Source organism: Variovorax sp. P4_B10 (assembly GCF_056402375.1).
Genome location: NZ_JBFUHN010000088.1, coordinates 1 through 25,205, shown reverse-complemented (window position 1 = coordinate 25,205; position 25,205 = coordinate 1). Strand labels below are relative to the sequence as shown.

General features: G+C 66.7%; 20 protein-coding genes. 5 read left to right on the top strand and 15 right to left on the bottom strand.

Annotated elements, in window-relative coordinates:
• The 9 genes from AC1DXX_RS28555 to AC1DXX_RS28515 form a co-directional block, all read right to left on the bottom strand.
• Positions 1-1,673: type VI secretion system Vgr family protein (locus AC1DXX_RS28555; protein ID WP_478137581.1), on the bottom strand; the 1,673-nt coding region annotated here is incomplete at its 3' end.
• A gap of 38 nt (positions 1,674-1,711) precedes the next feature.
• Positions 1,712-4,435, bottom strand: a complete 2,724-nt coding sequence (tssH, locus tag AC1DXX_RS28550; RefSeq protein ID WP_478137580.1) for a type VI secretion system ATPase TssH — start codon at positions 4,433-4,435, stop codon at positions 1,712-1,714.
• A 40-nt stretch (positions 4,436-4,475) separates the two neighbouring features.
• Positions 4,476-5,597 (bottom strand): type VI secretion system baseplate subunit TssG, encoded by a 1,122-nt coding sequence (gene tssG / locus AC1DXX_RS28545; protein ID WP_478137579.1) that lies wholly within the window; start codon positions 5,595-5,597, stop codon positions 4,476-4,478.
• On the bottom strand, positions 5,561-7,411 hold the full coding sequence (tssF, locus tag AC1DXX_RS28540) for a type VI secretion system baseplate subunit TssF (protein ID WP_478137578.1): 1,851 nt from the start codon (positions 7,409-7,411) through the stop codon (positions 5,561-5,563). The genes tssG and tssF overlap by 37 nt, the downstream gene beginning before the upstream one ends.
• 6 nt (positions 7,412-7,417) lie before the next feature.
• On the bottom strand, positions 7,418-7,909 hold the full coding sequence (gene tssE, locus AC1DXX_RS28535) for a type VI secretion system baseplate subunit TssE (protein ID WP_478137577.1): 492 nt from the start codon (positions 7,907-7,909) through the stop codon (positions 7,418-7,420).
• Between the two features lie 102 nt (positions 7,910-8,011).
• A complete protein-coding gene (locus AC1DXX_RS28530) occupies positions 8,012-8,524 on the bottom strand; it encodes an Hcp family type VI secretion system effector (protein WP_176661952.1) in 513 nt (170 codons plus the stop codon).
• 85 nt (positions 8,525-8,609) lie between these two features.
• On the bottom strand, positions 8,610-10,100 hold the full coding sequence (tssC, locus tag AC1DXX_RS28525) for a type VI secretion system contractile sheath large subunit (protein WP_478137576.1): 1,491 nt from the start codon (positions 10,098-10,100) through the stop codon (positions 8,610-8,612).
• A 2-nt stretch (positions 10,101-10,102) separates the two neighbouring features.
• Positions 10,103-10,618, bottom strand: coding sequence for a type VI secretion system contractile sheath small subunit (gene tssB / locus AC1DXX_RS28520; protein ID WP_478137575.1), 516 nt, complete (start codon positions 10,616-10,618; stop codon positions 10,103-10,105).
• Between the two features lie 123 nt (positions 10,619-10,741).
• The gene (locus AC1DXX_RS28515; RefSeq protein WP_478137574.1) at positions 10,742-11,401 is read right to left on the bottom strand and encodes an outer membrane protein assembly factor BamD; all 660 of its coding nucleotides are present in this window, start codon (positions 11,399-11,401) and stop codon (positions 10,742-10,744) included.
• Positions 11,402-11,635: 234 nt separating this feature from the next.
• Between AC1DXX_RS28515 and tssJ the strand changes: the two genes are divergently transcribed.
• The 4 genes from tssJ to tssA all read left to right on the top strand — a co-directional run bounded on the left by tssJ (position 11,636) and on the right by tssA (position 15,593).
• Positions 11,636-12,256: a type VI secretion system lipoprotein TssJ gene (tssJ, locus tag AC1DXX_RS28510; RefSeq protein WP_478137573.1), complete on the top strand. Its 621-nt coding sequence runs from the start codon at positions 11,636-11,638 to the stop codon at positions 12,254-12,256.
• 64 nt (positions 12,257-12,320) lie between these two features.
• On the top strand, positions 12,321-13,667 hold the full coding sequence (tssK, locus tag AC1DXX_RS28505) for a type VI secretion system baseplate subunit TssK (RefSeq protein ID WP_478137572.1): 1,347 nt from the start codon (positions 12,321-12,323) through the stop codon (positions 13,665-13,667).
• A 25-nt stretch (positions 13,668-13,692) separates the two neighbouring features.
• Complete coding sequence (gene icmH / locus AC1DXX_RS28500; protein ID WP_478137582.1) at positions 13,693-14,475, top strand: type IVB secretion system protein IcmH/DotU; 783 nt, start codon at positions 13,693-13,695, stop codon at positions 14,473-14,475.
• Positions 14,472-15,593, top strand: coding sequence for a type VI secretion system protein TssA (tssA, locus tag AC1DXX_RS28495; protein ID WP_478137571.1), 1,122 nt, complete (start codon positions 14,472-14,474; stop codon positions 15,591-15,593). The genes icmH and tssA overlap by 4 nt, the downstream gene beginning before the upstream one ends.
• 48 nt (positions 15,594-15,641) lie before the next feature.
• Here the strand turns inward: tssA and AC1DXX_RS28490 are convergent, their stop codons facing one another.
• From AC1DXX_RS28490 to AC1DXX_RS28465, 6 genes are all read right to left on the bottom strand, one after another.
• Positions 15,642-16,466, bottom strand: coding sequence for an OmpA family protein (locus tag AC1DXX_RS28490; RefSeq protein WP_478137570.1), 825 nt, complete (start codon positions 16,464-16,466; stop codon positions 15,642-15,644).
• A 7-nt stretch (positions 16,467-16,473) separates the two neighbouring features.
• Positions 16,474-17,463, bottom strand: coding sequence for a type VI secretion system-associated protein TagF (gene tagF, locus AC1DXX_RS28485; protein ID WP_478137569.1), 990 nt, complete (start codon positions 17,461-17,463; stop codon positions 16,474-16,476).
• Positions 17,460-21,278: a type VI secretion system membrane subunit TssM gene (gene tssM / locus AC1DXX_RS28480; protein WP_478137568.1), complete on the bottom strand. Its 3,819-nt coding sequence runs from the start codon at positions 21,276-21,278 to the stop codon at positions 17,460-17,462. Before tssM ends, tagF begins: the two co-directional genes overlap by 4 nt.
• 24 nt (positions 21,279-21,302) lie before the next feature.
• Positions 21,303-22,784, bottom strand: coding sequence for a hypothetical protein (locus tag AC1DXX_RS28475; RefSeq protein WP_478137567.1), 1,482 nt, complete (start codon positions 22,782-22,784; stop codon positions 21,303-21,305).
• 87 nt (positions 22,785-22,871) lie between these two features.
• Entirely contained in the window at positions 22,872-23,165 is a 294-nt protein-coding gene (locus AC1DXX_RS28470; RefSeq protein WP_478137566.1) for a PAAR domain-containing protein, read from the bottom strand.
• Positions 23,166-23,224: 59 nt separating this feature from the next.
• Complete coding sequence (locus tag AC1DXX_RS28465; protein ID WP_478137565.1) at positions 23,225-24,067, bottom strand: M15 family metallopeptidase; 843 nt, start codon at positions 24,065-24,067, stop codon at positions 23,225-23,227.
• Between the two features lie 150 nt (positions 24,068-24,217).
• Between AC1DXX_RS28465 and AC1DXX_RS28460 the strand changes: the two genes are divergently transcribed.
• Positions 24,218-25,003 (top strand): hypothetical protein, encoded by a 786-nt coding sequence (locus AC1DXX_RS28460; RefSeq protein WP_478137564.1) that lies wholly within the window; start codon positions 24,218-24,220, stop codon positions 25,001-25,003.
• The last annotated feature ends 202 nt before the right edge of the window (positions 25,004-25,205 follow it).

The window sequence follows — 25,205 nt, the reverse complement described above, 5'->3', positions numbered from 1 at the left end:
GCGGGCTTCTGGTTGTGCTGGGCGTCGGTCTGGCCGGCACCGTTGTAGAGGGCGGCGACGACCACGGGGCGGTCGATGTCGCCGTGGTGGAACTCGACGAGCACCTCCTGGCCCACGCGCGGCAAGCTGACCTGGCCCCAGTTGTCGCCGGCGGCGCTGGCGGCCACGCGCACCCAGGCGCCGAGGCGGTCGGCAGCGGGGGCGTTGTCCTGGCCATCGGTGCGGGGTTGTCTGGCGCTGGCGGCGCTGCCGCGCTGCCAGTGGAACTGGACCTTGATGCGGTGGTCGCGGTCGGTGTGGATCGGTGCGTCTCCGCCCACGCCGATGACGATGGCGCTCTGGCTGCCGTGCACGCTGGGCTTGGGGTGGATGCGCCGGCCATGGCCGTCCACGCTGAGCGGGCGGTAGGGGATGGCGGCGCGCACTGTCGTGAACTCGTTGCGGTAGTGGGTGACGGTGTCGGGGCGGGTGTTGTTGGCGTTGCCGGTACTGGCCTTGCCGCCCGGCTCGTCGAACGCGGTGGCGATGTCGGGCAGGCCGAGGCGTTCGCCAACGCCGGCCTTGAGGTCTTCGTCGAAGTTGTTGCGCGCGATGTGGCGCACGGCGAGCACGGCGAAGCGGCGGTCCTGTTCGCTGTCCTGGTCGTGCTGCGCGTGGCCGCTGAGGGTGAAGGTGGTGGCAGGGGCCAGGGTGCGCACGGCGCTTTGGCCGTCGAAGCGCTTGTTGCGCAGCTCCAGGGCCTGCAGGGCGTTGGCCAGCAGGCGCTCGCCCTGGGCCGAGGTCTCCCAGCCGTAGGCGCCGGGGTCGTCACTCCAGTGCAAGGTGCGGTGGCCTGCGCCACGGCTTTGCTGCTGCACGGGCCTGGCGCTCACGCTCTTGTAGTCCCAGCTCTGCTGCGCCAGGCTGTTGGTCTGCAGCTGGCGGCTGCCTCGCCATTGCTGGATGGTGTCTTCGCGCTCGCTGGCATCGGCGCGGTGGAAGCGGATGGTGGGCTGCGCGTTGGCGCGGAAGGCGCCGTTGTGGTCGGCGATGACGAGGGTGTGGCTGCCGAGGGCGCCGTCCTGGCCGGTCGCATGCTCGAACCAGTGGCACAGGCCTTCTTCGGCGAGCAGCCGGGCGACGAAGTCGAAGTCGCTCTCGTGGTACTGGGTGGTGATGCCGCGCACGGGGTAGATGTCGCGCTGGGCGATGTCCCAGCGCCATTGCACCGCGAGTTTTGCTTGCCCCTGGTAGCGGGCGAACACGGCGTCGACGATGTCGATGACGCTCTGGTGCTGGAACAGGCAGCTGTCCTGGCGGTGGCGCAGGAAGGCGAGCCAGGGCTCGATGACGAGCCGGTAGCGGGCCATGCCGCCGTTGCTGGCGACGCACTCGGCTTCGGTCACGTGGCCGTGGAAGGGGCGCAGTTCGGTGCGGCTCTGGGCRGTCTGCAGRTCSAGGCGCACGCCCTGGCCCATCAGGGTCTTGAGTTCGATGTGGGCGTCGTCGCTGAGCGCGGTGAGTTCGAAGCGGAAGCCCCCGCCGTCGAGGSACTCCACGCCGTCGAGGCGCTCGGCCAAGAGCTTGTTGGCGCCCAAGGGGGTGTGCAGCACCAGCAGGCGGTCGCGCTGCAAGGTGCCCGCAGGACCCGCGCGCAGCAGCGCGCCGAGTGAAGCCGAGTTGAAGTCCGTCATGTCTCTGGTTCTCCCGTTGACCCGAACCGCCGCCGCGCCTAGGTGATCCGGTAGCGGAACTCGCCGCTCTTGGCGCAGCTGGCCTTGATCTTCGCGAGCGGTGTCTCGTCGGCCATGCGCGTGAGCACGGCCTCGGCGATCTCGGGCAAGAGCGTGCCGTTCAGGATGTGATCGACGTTGCGCGCGCCCGAATCGACCTCGGTGCAGCGTGCGAGCACGGCCTCGACGAGCGCGTCGTCCCACTCGAACACCGCCTTGTGGTTGCTCGCGATGCGGTCGCGGATGCGGCCGAGCTTGAGCGCAATGATCTGCTCCAGCACCGCATCGGTGATCGGGTAGAACGGCGCCACCTTCATGCGGCCGAGGAAGGCCGGCTTGAAGGATTTCATGAGCACGGGGCGCAATGCATCGGCCAGCGCGTCGGGCGCGGGGCGCTCGTCGTCGGCCTTGTTGAGGCAGGCCTGCATGATCTGCGACGAGCCGACGTTCGAGGTCAGGATGATCAGCGTGTTGCGGAAGTCGATCTCGCGGCCCTCGGCATCGTCCATCATGCCCTTGTCGAACACCTGGAAGAACATCTCCAGCACGTCGGGGTGCGCCTTCTCGACCTCGTCGAGCAGCACCACGCTGTAGGGCTGGCGCCGCACGGCCTCGGTGAGCACGCCGCCTTCGCCGTAGCCCACGTAGCCCGGCGGCGAGCCCTTGAGGCCGGAGACGCTGTGCGCCTCCTGGTACTCGCTCATGTTGATGGTGATGAGCTTCTTCTCGCCGCCGTAGAGGATGTCGGCCAGCGCGAGCGCGGTCTCGGTCTTGCCGACCCCCGAGGGGCCGACGAACATGAACACGCCGCGCGGCTTGTTGGGGTCCTCGAGGCGGGCGCTGGCGGTGCGCACGCGCTGGGCCACGGCAGCGAGCGCGTGGTCCTGCCCGATCACGCGCTCGGCCAGCAGGGTGTCGAGGCTGCGCACGGTCTTGATCTCGTCCTTGACCATGCGGCCCAGTGGCACGCCGGTCCAGGCCGAGACGATCTCGGCGACGACATGGCCGTCGACCTGCAGCGGCACCATCGGCGTGGTGCCTTGCAGCGCGCGCAGTTCGGCAAGCAGGGCGTCGAGCTGGTCGCGCTCGGGGTCCGCGGCGGCGGCAGCTTTCTTGCGACCAGCGGCGCGGACCGGGGTCTTTTCCACAGATGCGGGTTCGGATTCGGTCTGCGCGGCAGATGTATCGCGTTGGGCACGCAGTGCGCGGATGCGTTCGACCAGCGCGTTCTCTTCGGCAAGACGTTGCTGGCTCGCGGCCAGCTCGGCCTGCAGTGCACTCTTCTGTTCTGCCAACTCGGCCAGTCGCGCTTCATGGCGTCCGCCGGCCGCAGTGTCGCGCACCAGCGCGGCGCTCTCGGCTTCGATGCGTTCGAGGCCGCGGTTGGCTTCTTCGATGAGCGCCGGCGTCGCACTCTGCCCGAGCGCGACCTTGGCGCACGCGGTGTCTAGCACGCTCACCGCCTTGTCGGGCAGCTGGCGGCCGCTGATGTAGCGGTGCGACAGGCGCACGGCCTCGGTGATGGCCTCGTCGAGCACGCGGATGTTGAAGTGCTTCTCCATCAGCGGCACCATGCCGCGCAGCATGGCGGCGGCCAGCGTCTCGCTGGGCTCCTCGACCTTCACGACCTGGAAGCGCCGTGCCAGCGCGGCGTCCTTCTCGAAGTACTTCTTGTACTCGCCCCAGGTGGTGGCGGCGATGGTGCGAAGCTCGCCGCGCGCCAGCGCCGGCTTGAGCAGGTTCGCCGCATCGCTCTGTCCGGCCTGGCCGCCCGCGCCGATCATGGTGTGGGCCTCGTCGATGAAGAGCACGATCGGATGCGGGCTCTTCTTGACTTCGGCAATGACGTTCTTGAGCCGGTTCTCGAACTCGCCCTTCACGCTCGCACCGGCCTGCAGCAGTCCCATGTCGAGCGTGTGCAGCGCCACGGCGCGCAGCGACTCGGGCACGTCCTGCGCCGCGATGCGCAGCGCCAGCCCCTCGACCACCGCCGTCTTGCCGACGCCGGCCTCGCCCGTGAGGATGGGGTTGTTCTGGCGCCGGCGCATCAGGATGTCGATGACCTGTCGGATCTCGGTGTCGCGGCCGATCACGGGGTCGAGCGCGCCGTCGCGCGCGCGCTGCGTGAGGTTGGTGGTGAACTGGTCGAGCGCGGGCGTCTTGCCGGGCGTTGTTGCAGCCAGCGGATCGGCCGGTGGTTGTTGCGCATCGCTGTCGGAGGCCGTGCCCGATGCGCCGGCCTCGGCCGCTTCGCTCGAGCCATCGGTGAGCTTGTCGAAGTCGTGCTTCAGGTCTTCGAGGCGGATCTTCGCGAACAGCGGCGAGCCGCGCTGAGCGAGCTGCGCGAGGTCGGGCTGGGTCAGCAGTGCCAGCAGCAGGTGGCCCGAGCGGATCTGCGCCACGTGCGCATCGAGCGAGGCCAGCAGCCATGCCTGCTGGAACAGCTGCTGCAGGTGCTGCGAGAACACCGGCGTGCGCGTGTTGCCGTTCTTGAAGGTCTGGATCTCGCGCTCGAGGTCCGACTGGATTGCGGTGGCGCTGATGCGGTTGGCGCGCAGCACGCGCGCGAGGTCGTTGTCGGCCTGTTCGAGCAGGGCCAGGAAAAGATGTTCGAGGTCCACCTCGTAGTGGCCGTTGGCCAGGCACAGGTTGGCGGCGCGCTGCGTGGCCATGCGTGTGCTGCCGTTGAGCTTGGTGATCAGTGTTTTCAGCGATGTGCTCATGAGCGATGGTTGTCTTCTGTCGGTCTTCTTCGTTGAAAGGTCACTGCAGGGGCTGGAGTTCGTACTGGGTGTCGCTGCGGTCGCTCTCGGCCTCGCCGGTGGCGATGAAGCTGTCCCATCCGAGGTGGCTGCCGCCGCCATCGCTGAGCTGGACCGCGCTGACCTCTTCGCGGGCCAGGATCAGCCGCACCTCGTATTCGCAGGTCACGCCGGCGAGCAAGGCAAGCATTTTTTCGAGCGCCTTCGCATGCGCGCGGCCCGGAAAAAATTCGCGCAGCGCACTGCGCTTGAGCGGGCCGATCCACAGCCGTATGCGCAGGTCGCGCTGCCAGATGCGTTCGCCTGCCATCGCGTTCTGCCCAAGGCTCACGTTGCCTTCGCCAAGCCTGGAGCGCTGCTGCACGGGCATGTCGTACCACTTGCCGAGGAACTGCTCGATGCGGATCTTGCTGCGGAAATAGTCGGACAGCACGCGCTGCAGGTAGGCGGCCGACATCGGCCGGTGCCGCACGGCGGCCGCGTAGCCGGCCACGGTTTCGTCGAACACCGTGCCCGTGCCGTCGGTCAGCGGATCGCGCTGGGCCGTGTGCTCCAGTCCGGCCATCGACAGCAGCACCGGCAGGTAGGCGCGGCTGCGCTCGTGTTCGTAGTGCAGCGGCAGGCGGTACTTGCGCCAGGCCGCATAGAAAAGCGCGGTGGCGCGATTGGTGAACACATCGAGAAACGCGCGCGCCGAACTGTCGCGCAGATGCTGTTCGCGGCGCATCAGCATCTCGGTGTAGACGATCGGCAAGGCGCCCGAAACACCCAGCATGCCGAAGGAGGCGGGCGTGAGATCGATGCGGCCGAGTCCGTGGCCGTCCTCGCTGGGCACTGTGGGCTCGCACAGCTCGGCGCTCGACACCAGCTGGCCCACCGCGTCGCGCACCGCCAGCGCCTCGATCTCGCTGGGCGGGAAGTTCAGGCTCATGGAGCTGCGAAAGCGGATCCAGCGCGGCACCATGCGTTCGCCGGGCACCAGGCGCTGGTGCACGTCGCGCTCCTGGCGCCGCAGCAGCACGAGCTCGAGCAGCCTCACCGCCTGGAAGAACTCGAAGCGGTAGGGTTCGCGCAGCAGCCGGTCGGCTACAGCAGGATCGATTCGCCGCTGCGGGGTTTGCATCGCACCAGCTCCTCCTTGTCGCGCGCCGAAACGATCACCAGCTGGGTGAAGCTGTTCAGGTGCACATAGAGTCCGAAGAAATGGTCCATCACGCGGGCGAAGGCCTGCAGGCTGCTGCCCACGAAGCCGGCCTCGTCCACCGTCAGCCGCAGCTCGATGCCGCGCACGAAGGTGGCGAAGGGCTTGCCCGGCAGCCACTGCGTGGTGGCTTGCTGGTCGATCGCGGTGATGGCCTCGATCTGCCGCGCCGACACGGCCGAGCGGCCGAGGTCGTAGAGCCGCAGCATCTCTTTCAGTGCCGGCAGCCCGCTGTTGGCCAGCGACAGGTGGTTGAGCGACAGGTGCGAAACGAGCCGCCACTGCACGCCCTTGCCGCGCGGCATGCGCAGTGTCTGCGTCGGGCGGCGCAGCATGCGGATCGAGCGTGCGACCGAGTTGCCCTCGATGAACAGGTCGCCGCCCGGCAGGCCGAAGGCCAGCGAATGCGGCAGGTCGCGGTTGGTGCAGGTGAGGTCGATGCTCAGCGTCTCGGTCTGCGGCAGCGAGGGCTGGAAGTCGATGTCGACGATGGACAGCTCGGTCTCGTAGCCCGGGCTGCGCTGCGCCACCAGCTCGTTGCGCCGCGCGAACCAGTAGTGCTCGGCGCCCTTCGGATGCTCGCCGTGATGCAGCGAATAGAAGGGCCGGAACTCGATGTAGGCGTCGCCCTCGGCGGTCTGCTTGACGAGCTTGACTGAGTCGATGCTGTAGACCTCGAAGCCGAAGGCCCGGCGCGCATCGGCCACCACCGGGTAGGCCGCGGCGGCATGCGTGACCCGGATCGGGTCGCTGCGCTGCTTGAAGAGATTGATGACGGGCGTGCAGCCCAGCCGCAGGTTGCGGCTGGAGACGCCTTCGAGAAGCCGCGCGGCAGGCGAATCGGCGCGCACGCCGGTCATCACGAGATGCAGCGTGATCGAGCGGCACGAGCCGATGTGGCGCAGCGCATTCGCCAGGTCGATGTCGACGAAGTTGAACTTCTCGGGGAACGCGAAGTACTCGCTCAGCAGGCGGTACGCCGGATGCGAGCGCGGCGGCAGTTCGATGAGCGCATCGGCCTCGTCGAAGCCGACGGGGTGCAGCGCCTCGCCCTGCACCAGGGTCCATTTGCCGCTGCGCTCGGGCTCCACGAATACGGCCGCCGTCTTCAGAAAAATTGCATCGGCCAGTGCCGTGGCGAGCGAGGGCTCGGCGTCGATGAAGGTGCGCAGGCGCGCCATGGTCAGCGCCAGCGTGCCGAGCGACTTCTGCTCGCCGGTCGCCTCGAGCGTGATCGACAGGCAACCCGTGGCGTTGCGCGGCAGCGAGGCATGCGCGGGTGCATTGACCACCGAATGGAACACCACATTGGACACCTGCACCGCCGCCAGCGTCACGTCGTAGACACTGCGGAAGCGGCAGGCGCCGCCGCGCACCGGCTGCGAGGTGAGCTCGGTGCCGCGCGCGATGGTGATGGGCTTGCTCAGCTTCGCGAGTGCCGCGCCGCCGGCGTCGAACTGCGCGATCGAGCAGGAGGGAAAGGGGCGCAGGTAGTGCGGATAGAGCACCTCGAGCAGCGCCTCGGTCAGCTCGGGGTAGTCGTCGTCGAGCTTCTTGCTGATGCGGGCGGTCAAGAGCGCGAACGACTGGATCATGCGCTCGACATGCGGGTCTTCGCTGCTGTCGGCGGAAATGGCGAGGCGCGCCGCGATCTTCGGATAGCCCTTGGCGAACTCCTGCGAATAGCTGCGCAGGAAGGCCAGCTCTCGCTCGTAGAAGGGCAGCAACTCGTCCATGGTGTCCTAGGCGGCGCGGCTCTTGCCGGTGCCGCGCGTGATCGAATACTGCAGCGTCGTGGGCTGCAGCATGGCGTCGAAGTTCACCGGCTCGGCGAGCTCAGGCAGCACGAGCAGGGCGGTGATTCCGAAATAGAGCATGTTGGTGCTGGTCTGGCCGTCGACCTCGAGCGACACCACGACGTCGCGCAGCCGCGACTCGTGGCGGGCAATGGCCTGCTCCAGCGAGCGGCAGATGAACGAGCGGTCGTAGTGGCTCGCGAGGCTCAGGCCCGAGAAATCGCTCAGGCCGTAGGTCATGACGGAACGCCGGCACTCGGGAAAAGCCTCGAGCTTCGCGTCGCTGAAGACCATGCGGGTGTTGAGCAGGGATTCAAGGTCGCGCGCGACCATGTTCTTGACTTCTTCGAGCGAGAGATGCCGGAGCACCGGCGAAGCCGGCCCGCGCCAGTCGTCATCGAACAGTTTGTCGAGCAAGCCCGGTTCGAATCCTGTCATGGGTCTCCCTCGTGCGTCGGACATCGGGCAAGGCGCCGCGCGTGGGCGCGGCGCCAAAAAGAAACCGCGGCCTGCGCCGCGGTCTACATCGCCCGACTGGCGTCAGACCGAGTAGGTCTTGTCGTTCTTGGTCAGGCTCCAGGCGCCTTGCGAATTGCCGCCCTGGTTGCCGCCGATCTTCTGCTGCGTGTACTTCCACTGCACGGCGGCGTACTTCAGCGAGAAGGTCTCGCTCGGCACGCTGGCCACGTCGGTGCTCACGACCTTCGGGTTCACACTGGCGATCAGCACGTACTTGAGCTTGATCTCCATGTACTGAACGCGCTTGCCTTCACCGTCGGCGCGGTAAAACTGCACCGTCACCTCGTCGAAAGTGGTGCCGCCCGAAGCATGCTGATACAGCAGCGGGCTGACCACGTCCATGTCCTTGGTGAAGATCATTTCGCCGTGCTCGCAGCGCTCGGCAGTGTGGCCGCCGGCGGTCGACGCGGTGGCCGATCGCGGCTGCACGATGCTGTGCTGCCAGGAGCTGACTTCGACCCAGTCCTTGTGGTCCTTGTCCTGCGACTCGCCGTTGATGGCCGGGCTACCGAACTTGACGTAGATATCTTTCATGTTTCTCTTCCCCTTCTTGATTGATTGACTGACAGTTAACGTGTTGATGCACGGCCCCTCGGCCGCGCTTCCGATCCGCCTCTTCTTACTTATTCACTGACTTCGGCAGATCGGCGACCAAGCGCAGTGAAATCGACAGCTCATCCAGTTGAAAGTGCGGCCGCAGGAAAGCGACCGCGCGGTACACGCCGGGCCGGCCAGGCACTTCGCCCACCTGGATGGCCGCTTCCCGCAAGGGGAATTGCGCTTTCTGTTCCTGCGTCGCGTTGTCGTCGAGCAGCACGTACTGCGCGATCCAGCGGTTGAGGAACTGTTCGACGTTGTGTGCCGAGGCAAAGCTGCCGATCTTGTCGCGCATCATGGCCTTGAGGTAGTGCGCGATACGGGACACAGAGAAGATGTACTGCAGCTGCGCCGAGAGCACCGCGTTGGCGTTGGCGCTGTCGGTGTTGTACTTCTTGGGCTTCTGCAGCGACTGCGCGCCGAAGAAGGCGGCGTAGTCGGAGTTCTTGCAGTGCACGAGCGGAATGAAGCCGAGGTCGCTCAGCTCCTTCTCGCGCCGGTCGGTGATGGCGATCTCCGTCGGGCACTTGAGGGCGATCTCGCCTTCGTCGGTCTTGAAGGTGTGCGTGGGCAGGTCTTCGACCAGACCGCCGCCTTCCACGCCGCGGATGGCCGCGCACCAGCCGAAGTCGTCGAACGCGGCCGTCAGGCGCGTGGCGAAGGCCCAGGCGGCGTTGCACCAGAGGTACTTGGAGTGGTCGGTGCCGTCGACGTCTTCCACGAAGTTGAAGCTGTCGACCACCGTGCCTTCGCGCGGGTGATACGGCAGGCGGCCGAGGAAACGCGGCAGCGTCAGGCCCACGTAGCGCGAGTCTTCCGAATCGCGGAACGACTTCCACTTGGCGTACTCGACGGTGTCGAACACCTTGGCCATGTCGCGCGGCTTGCCGAGGTCGTCGAAACTCTCCAGGCCCAGCAGTTCGGGCGACGCAGCGCCGATGAAGGGCGCGTGGGCCGCGGCGGCCACGTGCGCCATCTGGTCGAGGAAGTACATGTCTTCCGGCTGGCGGGTGACGGCGAAGTCGCCGACCAGCGCGCCGAACGGCGCACCGCCGAAGGTGCCGAACTCTTCTTCGTAGACCTTCTTGAACATCGCGCTCTGGTCGAACTCGACGGCGGCCTTGAAGTCGCGGATCAGGTCGCGCTTGGTGGCGTTGATGACCTTGATCTTGAGCATCGTGCCGGTCGGCGTTTCCTTCACGAGGTATTCGAGGCCGCGCCATGTGCTCTCGAGCTTCTGGAACTCCGGAGCGTGCATCACGGCGCTGAGCTGCGCGGAGATGAGCGCGTCGAGGTCTGCCACGCGGGCGTCGATCATGGCCGAGACGTTGTCGGAAACGATCACCGAGCCCTCGAGCACCTGGCTGACCAGCTCGCCGATGAGGTCCTTGGCGCGTGTGTGCTCCGCGTCGGACTTGGCGACCTTGCTCTTCTCGACGATCTGGTCGAGCAGGTCGACCGACGCCTCGGACGAGACGGCACCGCTCGATGCCGATAGTGCTTGCGCAGTCATGTTCAGCTTTCGTCCTTCTTGCCGGCGCCCTGCCCCAGGCGCTGGAGTTGCTCGGTGTTGTTCAGCACGTCGGCCAGCAGGTCTTCGAGCTTGCTGTTGCCGGCCATCTTGTTGCGCAGGTCGGCCAGCTTGGTGCGCGCGTCGAGCAGGCGCTTGAGCGGCTCGATCTGGTCGACCACGGCCTCGGGCGAGAAAGCGTCCATCGAGTTGAAGGTGAGGTCGACGGCGAAGGTGCCTCCACGTTCGTCGAGCTTGTTCTCCACCTGGTAGGCCGCGCGCGGGGCCAGGCCCTTCATGACGTCGTCGAGGTTGTCGCGGTCGACATTGACGAACTTGCGGTCCTTGAGCTTGGGCTGCTCCAGCTCGGACTGGCCCGCCAGGTCGGCGACCACGCCGACGACGAACGGTAATTCCTTTTTCTCGATGGCGTCGCCGAGTTCGACGTCATAAGTGAGTTGCACGCGCGGCGGGCGCACTTTCTGGAGGCGCTTTTGCACGCTCTGTCTTTTTGTCGCCATAAGCTTCAATACCTTCCCAATAGGACTGCGAGACGAATTACTACTTTGTGCGTCTTATTGCGAGACGGCACGCAATTAAATTGATACTTTGGTTTAATTAACCAATTCGGAACGCCGAAAAGACTACTTGAGCGCGTCGAATGGATTGGCGGACCCACCCGCGCGCGGGGCTGGCGCAGCGGCCGGTGCGGGCGCCGGACGCGCCGCCGGTGGCGGGCGCACCGCGGCGACCGGGGTGGGCTGCGAAGCGGTCGAGGGAGAAGGCGCGGCCGCAGGGCTGGCGGCCGTGGGGCGGCGCGGGGGCGACTTGGCGTCCGCGCCGGCCGGCACCAGCACCGAGAGGCCCAGGGTTTCACGCAGCAGCGCGGCAAGCCGGTAGGCGTCGGCGTTGGCATCGCCGCTCAGGGTGCTGTCCTTGCCCAGGTCCTCGATGGAACGGGCCGCCAGCCGCAGGCCGCCCACGGCGGTGATGCTCTTGGCCTGGCGGCTTGCGGGGTCGCGCCGCAGCGTTTCCTCGGCCGCCGAGATGGCCAGGCTGTAGCGGCCTTCGTTGAAGTAGATCTGCGCGATCCGCGACCACGGCTCGCCGCGGCTCGGGTTGTCCGTGGCGATCTTCTGGTACTGGCGGATGGCGGCGGACTTGTCGCCGGTGGCTGCGGCAGCGGCGGCATCGGCCTCTGCCAGGCTCTTGTTGAAGGCCTCGGTGGACTGAGCCACCGCGGCGTCTGGTGTGGTGGTGCAACCCGACAGAAAGCTGGTGGCTGCAATGGCCCCGGCAATCATCGTGCAAGTCATGTACTTTCGAATCAACACAATCCCTCCGCTTGGATCTGACTTTTTTTTGGCAGGCCGCAATCATTCATTAAGTTGCGACCAATGACAATACACGATACTACATATTCGCTTACGTTGATTAAATGAAGATACGTAATGCAAACTACTTAATCCTCAAATCACGCGGCTAATTATTCAAGCCCAATGAGACAGCCGTTTGAATTCAGTTCCATCTGTCGTTCAATGAAAACACCAATCACGATGAGCGCGCTGCTGATGGCGTTGATGCTCGGCGGATGCAGCTCTCCAGCCCTCACGATCGCCAACATCGCCCTCGAGGCGAGCGGCCTGAAGAAGCCCGAACTGCCCGAGTCGCAGAAGCCGCCGCGCAAGGTGTCGATGTCGATCGCGGCGGGCAAGAACCTCAACGCCGACGGCCGCAACCGGCCGCTTGCCGTGGTGGTGCGCATCTACAAGCTCAAGGAAACGACGGGCTTCTACCAGTCCTCGTTCGACGCCTTCGTCACGCCGGGAAGAGACAAGACGCAGCTCGGCGACGACCTCGTCGAGAGCCGCGAGATCACGCTGATTCCCGACCAGCAATACACCTGGACCGAGACCGTGCCGCGCACGGCCAACGCAGTGGGCGTCGTGGTGCTGTTCCACTCGCCCGACGCCCAGCGCTGGCGCTTCGCCTTCAACGCCGTGGAGGCCGAGAAGACCGGCATCGTGATGGGCGCGCATGCCTGCGCGCTGACGGTGACGCAAGGCGCGGTGGTCGGCCAGCAGAATGCGCAAGGCGCAGCGCCCGCGGGTGCACTCAACCTTCTGGGGCCGGTGAACTGCCGGCCGTCGCCCGCCTGACGGCCTTGTCCGTCAGCAAACTACGGTGCGATACTGCCGAAAAATTTAGGGGAGTTGATCCGACGTGAGCTATGCCGCCAAGGTCCTCTGGGGAGAGGGCTTGTTTCTACGCCCCCAGCATTTCCAGCGTCAGGATGCGTACCACGAGGCGCGCCTGCGCGCCACGGCGCAGACGCTGCATCCGTACTTCTGGGGCGTCCGCTCCATCAGCTTCGACCTGGACGCGCTCGCCAGCGGCATGCTCCGGGCCTCGCAGCTGTCGCTGGTCTTTCCCGACGGCGAACCCTACTCGGCACCGCAGGCCGACGCGCTGCCGCCACCCATTGCCCTCGACACGCTCAACCCGGGCCAGAACGAGATCACCTTCTACCTGGTGCTGCACCCGGTCAAGGAGCTTGGCAAGAACTACAGCGACCCCAGCGAGGAAGGCTTCGCCGCGCGCTACACCAGCGACGCGACGCAATCGCTCGACCTGTACACCAACGCCGTGAGCGCCGAGGTGGTGTTCCTGCGCAAGAGCGTGAAGCTGCTCGCCGACACCGAGCCGCGCGAGCAGTTCGTGTCGATCCCCGTGATCCGCATCCGGCGCACCGCCGCGGGCGGCTTCGAGATCGACCGCAGCTTCGTGCCGCCGTGCACCTGCATCGACGCCTCGGCCACCATCTTCCAGCAGCTGCGCCGCCTGCTCGACGTGCTGCAGGCCAAGGTCAACTCGCTCTACGGCATCCACCGCGAACCGAGCAAGAACATCATCGAGTTCCGCTCCGGCGACATCGCATCGTTCTGGCTGCTGCACACCGCCAACGCGGCCTTCGCCTCGCTCTCGCACCTGTTCCATCACCCGTCGCTGCATCCGGAGCGGCTGTTCCAGGAACTGCTGAGCCTGGCCGGCGCGCTGATGACCTTCGCCAAGACCTATTCGCTGAACGACCTGCCGGTGTACGACCACGAGAAGCCGGGCCCCGCCTTCGCCGAACTCGACCGCATCGTGCGCGACCTGCTCGACACCGTGATCTCGACGCGCTACTTCGCGATCGCGCTGACCGAGACGCGCAATGCCTTCTACCTCGGGCGCCTCGACTCCGGAAAGATCGACGACAAGACCGTGTTCTACATGGCGGTCACCGCCAGCATGCCGGCCGCCGAGCTGGCCGAGGCGGTGCCGCAGCGCTTCAAGATCGGCGCACCCGAAGACGTCGACAAGCTGGTGCTGTCGGCCATGCCGGGCGTGCGCATCGTCTACGCACCGCAGGTGCCGCCGGCCATCCCGATCCGTGCGGGCGCCTGTTATTTCTCCATCGACAGCAAGAGCCAGCTGTACGACCGCATGCTGCAGGCGCAGAGCGTCACCATCTATGCGCCGGCCGGCATCCCCGACATGCAGCTCGAACTGATTGCCGTGACCGGCTGATCGCCTGATCGCAATGAACACCACCATCAACAAGGCCCCTTCCCTGCTGGGCGCAGACGCGCCCGCCGCGTCGTTCACGCCCGCAGGCGCCGCCCCCGACGCCGATTCGAGCCTGCTCGACCTGCTGTACGACGGCTTCGTGATGCTGTTCCTGCTGAAGAAGAAGCAGCAGCCCGCCACCACCGAGCAGTTCCTCGCCGGCATCCGCAACTACATGGCCGAGTTCGAGCGCAACGCGCGCAAGCTCAACGTGACGGCCGAGCAGATCCACGCGGCCAAGTACGCCTTCTGCGCGACCATCGACGAGTTCGTGCTCGCGTCGCCCGAGTTCGCCATCCGCTCCGAATGGGAGCGCAGGCCGCTGCAGCTCACGCTGTTCGGCGACCAGCTGGCCGGCGAGAACTTCTTCAAGATGCTCGAGACCGAGCGGGCCCACGGCGCCGCGCGCATCCAGACGCTCGAGGTGTTCTACATGTGCCTGCTGCTGGGCTTCCAGGGCAAGTACACCATCGACGGCACCGAGAAGCTGTCGTACCTCACCGCGCGCGTGGGCGACGAGATTGCCAACGCGCGCGGCAAGCGCACGCCGTTCGCACCGCACTGGCCGCTGCCCGACCTGATTTCGCACTCGCTCAAGCGCGAGGCCCCGCAGTGGGTGGTGGCCGCGCTGTTCGCCCTGATCGGGCTGCTCGGGTTCATCGGCCTGTCGGCCCATCTTGGCGGCACCACGCAGACCACGCTCGCGAGCTACCAGGACATCGTGAAGCTCGGCCCGCGGCAGGCCAACCTGACCATCTCACTGCCATGACGACACGGCTCGACCTCCCGGCCCTGCTGGCCCCGATCTCGGAGACCTCGCCCTGCGGCGAGGACATGCTGTTCTCGCGGCAATTCGATGCCATCCAGGAGGCGCGCAAGCACGACGACCCATCGCTCGAGCAGGGCGAGTGGGTCATCGAGCTGAAGGAGGCCAACTGGCCCTTCGTGATCTCCGAGTGCGAGAAGCTGCTGCGCGAATCGACCAAGGACCTGCGGCTCGCGGTGTGGCTCACCGACGCCCTGGCCAGCCAGCGCGGCTTCGAGGGTCTCGCCGACGGCTACCGCCTGCTCACGGGCCTGTGCCAGCACCACTGGAACGAACTGCACCCGCTGCCCGACGGCGGCGACATCGAGATGCGGGTCGGCAATGTCGCCTGGCTGATCGCGCGCTCGGTCGAGCTGCTGCAGCGCGCACCCATCGTGAGCGATGCCAACACCGGCTACGGCGCTCTGGTCTGGGAGACCGCGCTGGCGCTCGACCAGAGCATCCGCCGCACGCCGGCGCAGGCCGACGAACTGCAGCGCAACAAGGTAACGGTCGAGCAATTCGACCGCATCCGCCGCGCCACGCCGGCGAAGTTCCTGCAGAAGACGCACCGCGACCTGCACGCCTGCGAGCAGGCGCTGGCCGCGTTCGAAACCGTGTTCGACGAACGGACCGCCTCGAACGGCCCGAGCTTCCGGGCCGCGAAGGATGCGGCCGCGGCCATCCGCCAGACGGTCGAGCGCTTTGCACGCGAGGCCGGAGTGCCGATGGACAGCGGTGCGCCCGCGGCCCCCGCCGCCGCACCGGCCGCCGGCACGCCTGCTCCCTCGCGCATCGAGCCGGTGCTCGACGCCGTGGTGCCGCATCCGCACACAGCGGTGGCTGCCCTGCCGCCCGGCATCCACAGCCGCGCGCAGGCCATCGCGCAGCTCAAGGAAGTGGCGGCGTACTTCGAGAAGACAGAGCCGTCGAGCCCCGCCGCCTACATGGCGAACAAGGCCGCGCGCTGGGCCGACATGCCGCTGCACGCCTGGCTGCGCAACGTGATCAAGAATGAGCAGGAACTGGCCCAGCTGGTGGACCTGCTCGACCTGCCGAAGAACGACGACGCGTCGCGCTGAGCAGCCTGCGCACGCAGCAGGCCACGAACGAAACGGACGCGCCCTCGTTCAGGTGCGTCCGACCCGGAACTCGATGCGCCGGTTGCGCGAGCGGCCTTCGTCGGTTGCGTTGCTTGCCAGCGGCTGGTCAGGGCCGACGCCCGAGGTCGTGAGGTTCATCGGGTCGATGCCCTTGCCCACCAGGTAGCCCTTGACCGCCTCGGCGCGCGACTGGCTCAACGCCAGGTTCGAGGCCCGGCTGCCAGCGTTGTCGGTATGGCCGACGACCGCCACCGACTTGTTGGTGAGCTTCTGCAGGATCGGCGCCATCTCGTCGAGGATGTCGCGGCCCTTGCGCGTCAGTGTGGCGCTGCCCAGTTCGAACTCGATGGTCCGGTTGGCCAGCGCCTGGTCGACCGTGATCTGCTCCGACGCGGGCACGCGCAGGCTGTTCTTGATGGTGTAGGTCGGGTTGAGCGCGTTCGCCATGTCGCTCACGATCTTCTGGCGCAGCGCCTCGTTGCCGACCTCGCCGCTCAGCGCCATCTGCGTGCCCTCGATCTGGAACTGGCCGCGATGGATTTCCTTGAGCGAGGGCGTGATCAGCCGCTGCACGTTGGCGGCCCAGTTGGCCGGCATGCTGACGGTGTTCACCACCTCGATCTTGTCGATCACGCTGCCGGGTCCGTAGATGCGGCGCAGCGCCTCGATGACCGCGACGCGCGTGGCCTCGTCGGGCACCTGCCCGCCGGCCACGACCTGTTCGCCCTTGCCGGCGGCCGCGCCCGTGGTTTCGACGTGGGCGCTGGCGGCGCCGGTCGTCTGCTGGGCCTGCGCCGCCGGAACGAGCACAAGTCCGAGGGCCAAAGACAGAACGCGCAAAGAACAATTCATGACCGTGTCATTCCCCGATGAAGACTTCGCGAAAGGCGGAAAGCACGATGTCGAGCGGCAGCTGCGGCTGGTCGAGGTAGCTCACCAGCTTGAACATCGCATAGTTGCTGTGGATGGTGTCTTCGACCCATTCCGGGTTGTCGATGTCGATGTTGTGCTCGGTGTAGACCTGCGGATGCAGCACGCTCTGCAGGCTGCGCGGCGACAGGCCGTTGAAGCCGATCACGAGGCGCGAACGGCCGTCGATCTCCGTGGCCAGCAGCACCAGCTCGAAGTCGGCCTTGGCGAGGAACTGCGACACCAGCTCGAGCCAGAAAGTGGCGATCAGCGAGCGGTCGACCGGGTCGCGCGGCAGCGGCAGCGTGAGCCCCTTCTCCAGGTGCGACACCGCACTGGCCATCACCGGCTGCAGCAGCAGTCCGAGTGCCAGGATGGCACGTCGCAGCGACACCTTGTGGCCGTCGAAATTCAGCATCTGCTCGATGCGCAGCAGGCTCGTGTCGCGGGTGAAGGCCGCATAGGTGGCGCGCGATGCCGACTTCTTGAACCCGGTCTCGATGGCCGGATCGATGGCTTCGAACCGCTTCAGTTCGCTGTCGAGGTCGGTGCCGGCCGCCAGCGCATCGACCTGCACCGCCATGCGGTCCCAGTAGGGGCCGATCAGCATCGGCGCACCGCGCATGAAGTCGAGCGCCTCGTCGATCTCGAGCGAGGTGGCCGCGAGGAACGGATAGCGGCGCGACGACTCGTCGCGGCTCGCCTTGATGTGCCCCGCAATGGCCACGCGGCTGCGCGAGCCGAGGCAGACGAAATGCATCGGCGCCGCGTTGTCGTAGATGATTTTCCAGCGCGGGTCTTCCGACAGCGTCTCCATGGTCTGCGACAGCCAGTTGTCGAACACCTTGATGAGCTGCGGGTTGTAGAGCCCCTTCACGAAGTCGCCGCGGCTGGGCAACTTGCCGAAGTAGCACAGCTGTTGTGTCTGCAATCCGCTCATTTGCCAGCTCCCGATGCCGCCGCCGCTGCGCGTGCTTGCGCGGGACCGCCGATCTCCGCGACCGACGAAGGCAGCACGGTGCCGCGCAGGCCCTTGCCTTGCGGCGAATCGCTGCCCGAGGCGCCCGACTGCGTGTTCTGGATCACGCGCAGCTTGACGCTCACGCTCGCGTTGTCGCGCGCCCAGGTGAGCTCGAAGCTGCCGTCGGGCAGTCGCGTGCGCTGGGCCGTGCTGAGCAGGCGCTCCAGCCCGAAGTTGCCCGGCTCGTTGATGAGCTCGACGGTGCGTCCATCGAAGGTCACGGCGGTGATCCGTGCGCCCGGCGTGCCCTGCGCGTTGGGCCAGACGAAGTTGGACCATTGCGGCGGCGTGTTGCGGTAGCGCAGCTGCTGGCCGTCGATTTCCACCATGTATTCCGTCAGGCCCGACACGGGCTGCGGCAGGATCTGGAACAGCGTCTGCGGCTGCGCGCTGCCGCCGCCTCCGTTGGCAGCGGCGCCCGAGAGCGGCGCCACCCATTGCGCAAAGCCGTTCACGAAATCGGGGCTCAGCGTGAGGCCTTGGTCGCCCCAGGCGCGCGGCGACAGCAGGTCGCCGCGGCGGATGACCAGCGAGCCCAGGGTCGTCGTCACGAACTTGCCGATGGCGCCTTCGGGTCCGAAGAACTGCGCGATTTCCGCCGGCGAGGCCTCGATCTTCGCGCCCGCGGCGAACGGGTACTTGGTCGCGAGCGATTGCTGGAACGGCTGGTGCACCTGCGCGCTCCAGATCTTGTTGACCTCCACCGCCGTCGGCTGGATCGTCACCGCATAGGCCTGCAGCAGCGGCCGCACCAGCAGCGGCCGCAGGGCCTGGCGCTGCGAGGCGTCCATGCCCGTGAGCATCTGCTCGTCGACGTACTTCAGCGCGTCGGCCAGTTCGGAGCCGTTGCCCTCCAGCGTCTGCTGCATGAGCTGGCGCGCACCCGGTCCGGGGTCGCCCTGGTTCTTGATCTGGTTGAAGCGCCCGCGCAGCTTCGACAGCGTGCCGAGATAGCCGCGCAGCAGCGAGGTGTTGTCGCGCTCGACCACCAGGCGCGCCACGCCCGCGAACTCCCTGCCGATCGGTCCCATCGGGATCTCGGTGCGGTTGCCGCTGGCGTCGATGTTCACGTTGACCTGCGACGGCGTGGCGCGGCTGAAGAGGTTCTTGAACCAGTTGAGCGCCCCGGTGCGCGCCTGCTGCAAGCCGGCGTTGACCAGCGAGGGGTTGTCCCAGGAGGTCTGGTCGTAGACCGTGTCGAAGACCTTGCGGATCGGCGAGTTCTGCGGATCGCCCAGCAGGTTCATTGCCACCACCGCCTGCTCGAAGCTGCCCATGTCCTTGACCGCGATGCCCTGCAGGAAACGCTGCCACTCCTTGGCGTATTCCAGCTTGTACATGGTGGCCAGCGTCTTGCGGATCTGCTCGGGGCTGCCTTCGAGCGTCAGGTCGTCGTTGCCCGCGACGTTGAGCACCCAGTCCTTGCTCGAGGTTTCCTTGTTGGCGGCATCGCGGATCGCATCGTCCACGTACTGCTGCCAGGCCTCGCGCGTGAACGCGCCGGAGATGGCGATGCTGCCGGCAATGGTGCCTTCGCTCTCGGCGCCACCGGCGGTCGCGCCGAGGATGCGCGCCACCGTCATCGGCGCAAAGCGCGTCGAGGCACGCGCCTTGATTTCGGCGTAGACCCGTTCGCGCGCCGGCATGCCGCGCACCACGCGGCGCAGGTTGTCGCGCGTCTGCTCGACCAGCGCGAGGTTGGTGTCCGCCAGCGCGGGCCAGTTGTCGTCGCCCACGCGGCGCAGGTAGAAGGTGATCATGCGCTCGGCATCGCGGATGACCGCCGCGCGCGGCATGTCGCCGCGGTTGCTCTCGAGCCAGCCGCGCCAGAAGCGCGAGATCTGGTCGGTCAGGTGCGCGGTCTCCACCTGCCGCTTGTCGGACAGCATGAGGTAGGTCTTGAGCGCGTTGTAGGCATCCTGCACATCGGCCGGCGACGAGCCCGCATACAGGCCGCCGCCCTCCGCGACCGGCGGCGTTGCCGGCGCAGTGGTCGAGACCGCGACCGGCGCGGCAGGGTTGCCCGCCGCGTCGGCGCGCTTCAGGCGCTCCGGATGCGCGTTGACCTCGCGCAGGAAGGCCTGCAGGTTGTCGGATACGGGCGCCAGCATCAGCTGCTTGACGCCGCCGTAGTACTCGGCCACGAGCTTGTCTTCCAGCTGGTTGCCCTGGTAGAGGCCGAGCGACAGCGACAGCGGCCGGTCGTTGCGGAACTTCTCCAGCTGCTCGATGCGGTCCTGCAGGATGCCGAGCGCCTCGAAGCGCGTGCGCAGCCCGTTGTCGCTGGCCTGCAGCTTGACCACCTTGTCGAGGTCGGCCTGCACGTTCTCCACCAGCTGCCGGTTGCCGAGATACGACCAGGTCCACCCGCCGAGCAGCAGCCCCAGCACGGTGACGAAGGCGAAGAAGCTCACGTAGCGCAGCCGCGCCTTGACCGGGCTGGAGAACTGCCGCACGGTCTTCTTGTCGGCGAAGATCACCTTGGAGAACAGGTCGCGCAGGAAGAACCCGTTCTGCGAATAGATTTCCTTCGACTTGGTGGCCGCGTTGTTCAGCGTCAGCCCGAAGCGCTTCGCGATGCGCTCGGTCGACAGGCTGCGCATCGTGCCTTCCTGCAGCGCGCTGGTGAAGTAGAAGCCGCGGAACACCGGCTTGTGCTGGAACGGGTTGCTCTCGAACAACGTGGCCAGGAAGGCGCGCAGCGCGGGCTTGATGGCCGCGAACTCGAGCGGAAAGATCAACAGCTCGGGCGACGGGTCGCTGCTGCGGTGGGTCGCGAAATGCGAGACGCTGATTTCCTTCAGGCCCAGGTAGAGCTCGTCGAAGCGCTTGTCGAACAGGGCCACGGCATCCTGCTTCTCGTCGCCGTCGTAGGGCAGCGAGGCGCCCCACACGCGGTCGCGCTCCATCTTGTCGCTGTCGCCGAAGAACTCCGCGAAGCCGGTGATCAGGTCGGCCTTGGTGAACATCACGTAGACCGGCGCAAACACCTCGAGCCGCTCGGTCAGCTCCTGCATGCGCTGGCGCAGGTTCTTCGCGAGCTGGATGGCGAAGTCGGGCCGGCTGCCGATCAGCTCGGGGATGCTCGCCGTGATGATGATCCCGTTGATCGGCGCCTTCGGCCGGTACTTCTTGAGCAGGTCGAGAAAGCCGAACCACTCCTTGCGGTCTTCCTGGTGGATCGAGTAACGGCCTGCGGTGTCGAGCACGATGCCTTCGGTGGTGAAGAACCAGTCGCAGTTGCGCGTGCCGCCGATGCCCTGGATCACCGCGTTGCCCTTGTCGGCAAACGGAAACTGCAGACCGGAATTCAGGATGGCGCTGCTCTTGCCCGCCGCCGGATTGCCGATGACCATGTACCAGGGCAGCTCGTACAGCGCCTCGCTGCCCGACATCTGCCCGATCTTCGAGGTCTTGATGGTCTTGACGGCCTCGACCATGCGTCCGCGCAGTTCGTCGATCTCGGCCTTGCGCTCGGGATCGCTGTCGCGCACGGCCGCATCGGCCTGGTCCTCGAGCATGTCGCCGAGCTTGCGGTTGGCCGAGCGGGTGCGCATGCGCCGGATGAACCAGACGAGCAGCCACAGGAGCAACAGCACCGCGAAGATCGCGACGGCCCAGATCGCGCCGATCTCGAGCGTCCGCGCGCCGATCAGCAGGAATGCGCCGAGCGCGACGGCGCCGATCACCGACAGGGTGCGTGGATCGGCCAGGAAACTGAAGAATCGCCGCATAGATGTTTCTGGAATCGGTCCGGTTTAAGTAGCTTGTGGCACAGGGCTCGCCGGGCCGGCCAGCATGGCCGTCCGGGCGCGCGCGTCCTGCACGGAAAGCGCGAGCACGTGACGTGAATCCCGTGCTGCAAGGTGGCATGCGAGCGCCACGGCGGTCATGTCGGCCGCAGCCCCGAGATGGCCCAGGCTGGCGCAGACGGAAAGGTTGTTTTCGAACGGCACGTGAGGCAGCCGCTCCTGCACGAGCTTGGCCACTTCGGTGACGCGGCTCGCGCGGTGATCGGCATCGCTCACGACCCAATCGATGGTGTCGGGTTGCAGCGTCGAGGCTGCCAGCAAACGTTGGGCGAAGAGGTCGAGCAGGCTGGCGTCGGGCATGCGCGCGGTGTCGGCGGAGTCGCCCCGCTGGCCGCTCGCGCTGCGCGAGAGCAGCACGGCATTCGGCGGCGCAAACAGCGCATCGCCGGCGCGCGCCAGCAGCAGGCCGGCGGCCGCTTCGCCGGGCACGCGGCCATTGCGGCGCGCGGCCGAATACAGCAGGCCCTCGGCCTCCCATCGGGCGATGCACTCGCTCGAAATCGCGGAGTCGGCGGCCAGTGCCATCCACAGCGCGGGCCGCTGCTCGCGATGGAGCGCGAGATTGATGCGGTCGAGCAGCGCCATCGCGGAGACACCGGCCTCGCTCTTGAAGCAGTCGACGATCCAGTGCTGCGAAGGATCGGCTTCGCGCGCCAGCTGCTGCACCCATTGCGTGGCGATCGCGCGCTCGCTCTCGCTCCATGCACCCGGCAACAGCAGCGAGATGCACAGCTGCGGCGGCGCGGCCGCCGAGCCGGGGACGATCGCACCGCTCGACACGAAACGCCCGGGCGCGCGCACCGAGAGCGCATCGCCGGCATTCAGGATCGCGTCGGTCGCCGAGGCCAGCAGCTCCTGCAGCACGTCGGACATCAGGTGGATGGCGCGCAAACGGTCGTCGGTCAGCGCGTCGGCATTGAAGGCTTCAGGCGCGGGCCGCAGGGACTCGCGCAGGTGCTCGCGAAGTTCGTTCGCATCGATGCCGGCGACACAGCCCGCAAGCATGGGGAAGCCTTCGCCGTCACGAAGTTCGGGGACCAACTCGGGTGCTTGCGCCTGGCCGACGGCGGTGGCCACCGCATCGGCATCGTTGCCGCGCGGCGTGTGAAGACCGAATGCGAGCACCGCCATCTGCAGGCGCTCTTGCGGCGCGTCGGCAGTGGCCCCGGTCGATGCGGCGGCACCGGTTGCAGCGGATGCACCGCGCGCGGCCGAAGGCAATGCAACAGCGGGCGACGCGCCCGTGAAGATCCGTCGCAGCAAGAGATAGAACACCACCAGCGCCAGCGGCAGCACGACGAGGTAGAGCGCGATGTCGCTCGTGCTCGGCATGCGCGCCGTGTAGTTCCAGTAGACGACGACGATCACCCACACCGTGATGAACACGGCGGAGAACATGAGGGTGGGCTTGACCAGTCGCGCCAGCATCAGGAGCTCGTCGATGCCTTCGTCATGCGACGGCGCACGCGGTCGCCGTGCCGCATGCCGTGTGTGCGGCCGATCGGTTGGCCTTGGTCATTCGGAGGCGGAGGCGATCTGGCTCGACAGCAGTGTGCAGCCGCACCTGCTCTTGTCACCGTGCCGCGCAACGGGCCGGCCGTCGAGCATGACGTAGCGGCTACCTGTCACGATCGGATTGATGCCATGGCCGACGCGCGGACACGACACCAGGTCACCGACGCGCGCCACGCGGCGCTCGTCGATGCTCGTGTTCTCGGACGCGGTGATCACGCGGCCGCCGTGGTCGGTCTTGTCGTGCAGGACGATCCACGGACGATCGTTGTCCGCTGCGGGTTGATCCTCTTCCATTCGAACTCCCCCTTGCTTGCCTCGTTGGTTTGTCGATGCGACCGATGCCGTGTGGGCATTCAGTCGCGTGGCAATTTGAAACCGGGCTTGCGGTACTCCACGTGACCGTAATCCTTGAAGGACCAACGACCACCCCAGACAAGCCCCACGGACTCGGCAACCTCGCCATAAAGACGGTAGCCCTCCATGGCCCATGGGTCTCTTTCCGAGATCACCAGCTTGCCATTGCGAAAGAACGCGTTGTCTGCCGCAAGTCCATACTGATGATAGCTTTGATTCGCCTTGGCGAGCGTCACCGTGTTGCCCAACGCAGCGAGTTTGGCCTGTCGTTCGGGGCTGCGATAACCCTCGAGCAGCGCGAGGTCGTAGCCATGTTTCTCTTTCATGATCTTGTAGACCAGCAGCAGGCGATTGCGGAAGTCCGCATCGAGCACGGCCCAGTCGCGACTGCCTTCCTTCGTGAGCGGACGGACCTGTTCGACCTCTGCCGTCGCGAAGACTTCGGGCGGCAATGGCGGCGGCGGCACCAGTTGCTCGCCCTTGAGAAGCGCCTCGATTTTTGGATCGCTCGTCGTTGCCCAGTCGTCGAAAAAAAGAACGCGGCCGGTTCCGAAGGCCACGCTCAACATCACCGGAACGATGAGCAGACCCATGCCCGACAGCAGCAGATAACGATGACGTACGGCGAAAGTACGCACACCCGAACCGCCATCGCGCACCAACTGAAAACTTGCTTCGGACACCAGGCCGAATCGATGGCCGATCTTGATGAAAAAGACTGCAATTGCAGTCGACAAAGAGATCGTGGCTCGCAACACACGATCACGAAAAGAAGGGAACAAGAAGATGGCAAGCGCGGCCACCATCAAGGCAAAATAACAAAAGAGAGCGAAGAAGATCAACGGTGTTCGAAGAGAGCAATTCATTGTATGAGTCGCTCGACAATTCGAACCAGTCGCACGCGACAACTGCATCCAAGTTGCAACGTTGCGTCGGTCACACCATAAAGCCGCGGGGAGAAAAAACATGCCTGCTTTCGGGACCGCCCATCCATGATGGGCGCGCCAGACGCCAACAAGGGACGGCCGAGCCTGCTCGGTTCGAGCACACCCACCACGGCCACGTCGCCTGCTTCACCCGGTGGAGAATCCACGCGCGTGCTTGCACAGTTCGGCGGCCGCGATAGCGGCACCCGGCCTTTCATCAAAAGGCCGAGCGTGTGGGCCACCGTAGCGCTGCTGATCGGCGTTGCGGGCGCCACGACCTACCAGCTGCAGTCGAAGCGCGCCGATGCATCGGTGAATATCGCGTCCGCTGCGGCGGTTAATCTCGCTCCGGCAGTTGCAGTTGCTGCACCGCCGAAGCCCGAGACACCTGCACCGGCACCCGCCGCGCCTGAACCGACACCCGCGCGCATCGTCGAAGCCGGCACGCCCTCTCCACAGCCATCCACGCCGTTCGCGGCCATCGGCGCGCAGCCCATGGCCGTGCCACCCGCTGCCAAGCCGGCGCGCGTCGCGGCCGTGGCGCCTGCGAAGTCGCCCCACGCCGAGAAAGCAAGCGCAGCGGCAAAGAAGCCTGAGCGCGTCGCGTCGAAGCAGCCCGCGCAGGCGGCGAACAGCAAGCCCGTCAAGACAGCCGCCAACGCATCGAAGACGCCGCGGCGCGCCAACGACAACACCACGCATGCGGCGGCGCGTCCCAGCAGGCCCGATCCCGACACCGACCTGCTGACCGCCTTGCTCAAGCGCAGCAAGACATCCGACCCCGCGCCGCAGCCTTCGGCGCTGGCCGAGGTCGCGGCGGACTGCAAGTCCGGCCAGCGATGCAAACCATGAGCTCCTGTGCAAACGCGAATCACGATGCCATCCGCTGACCGCAGCGCGCTCTGGGCCGAGCTCAGCCAGACCAACCGGCTCTACCGTCTCGAGGTTCCGGGCGCTTCACCCAACGCCAGCATCGACGCCCTGCGCGTCGAAGGCTGGGTCCAGCGCGAGGCCGTGTCGCAGCTGTTCGAGATGCGCATCGTCTGCCTGAGCC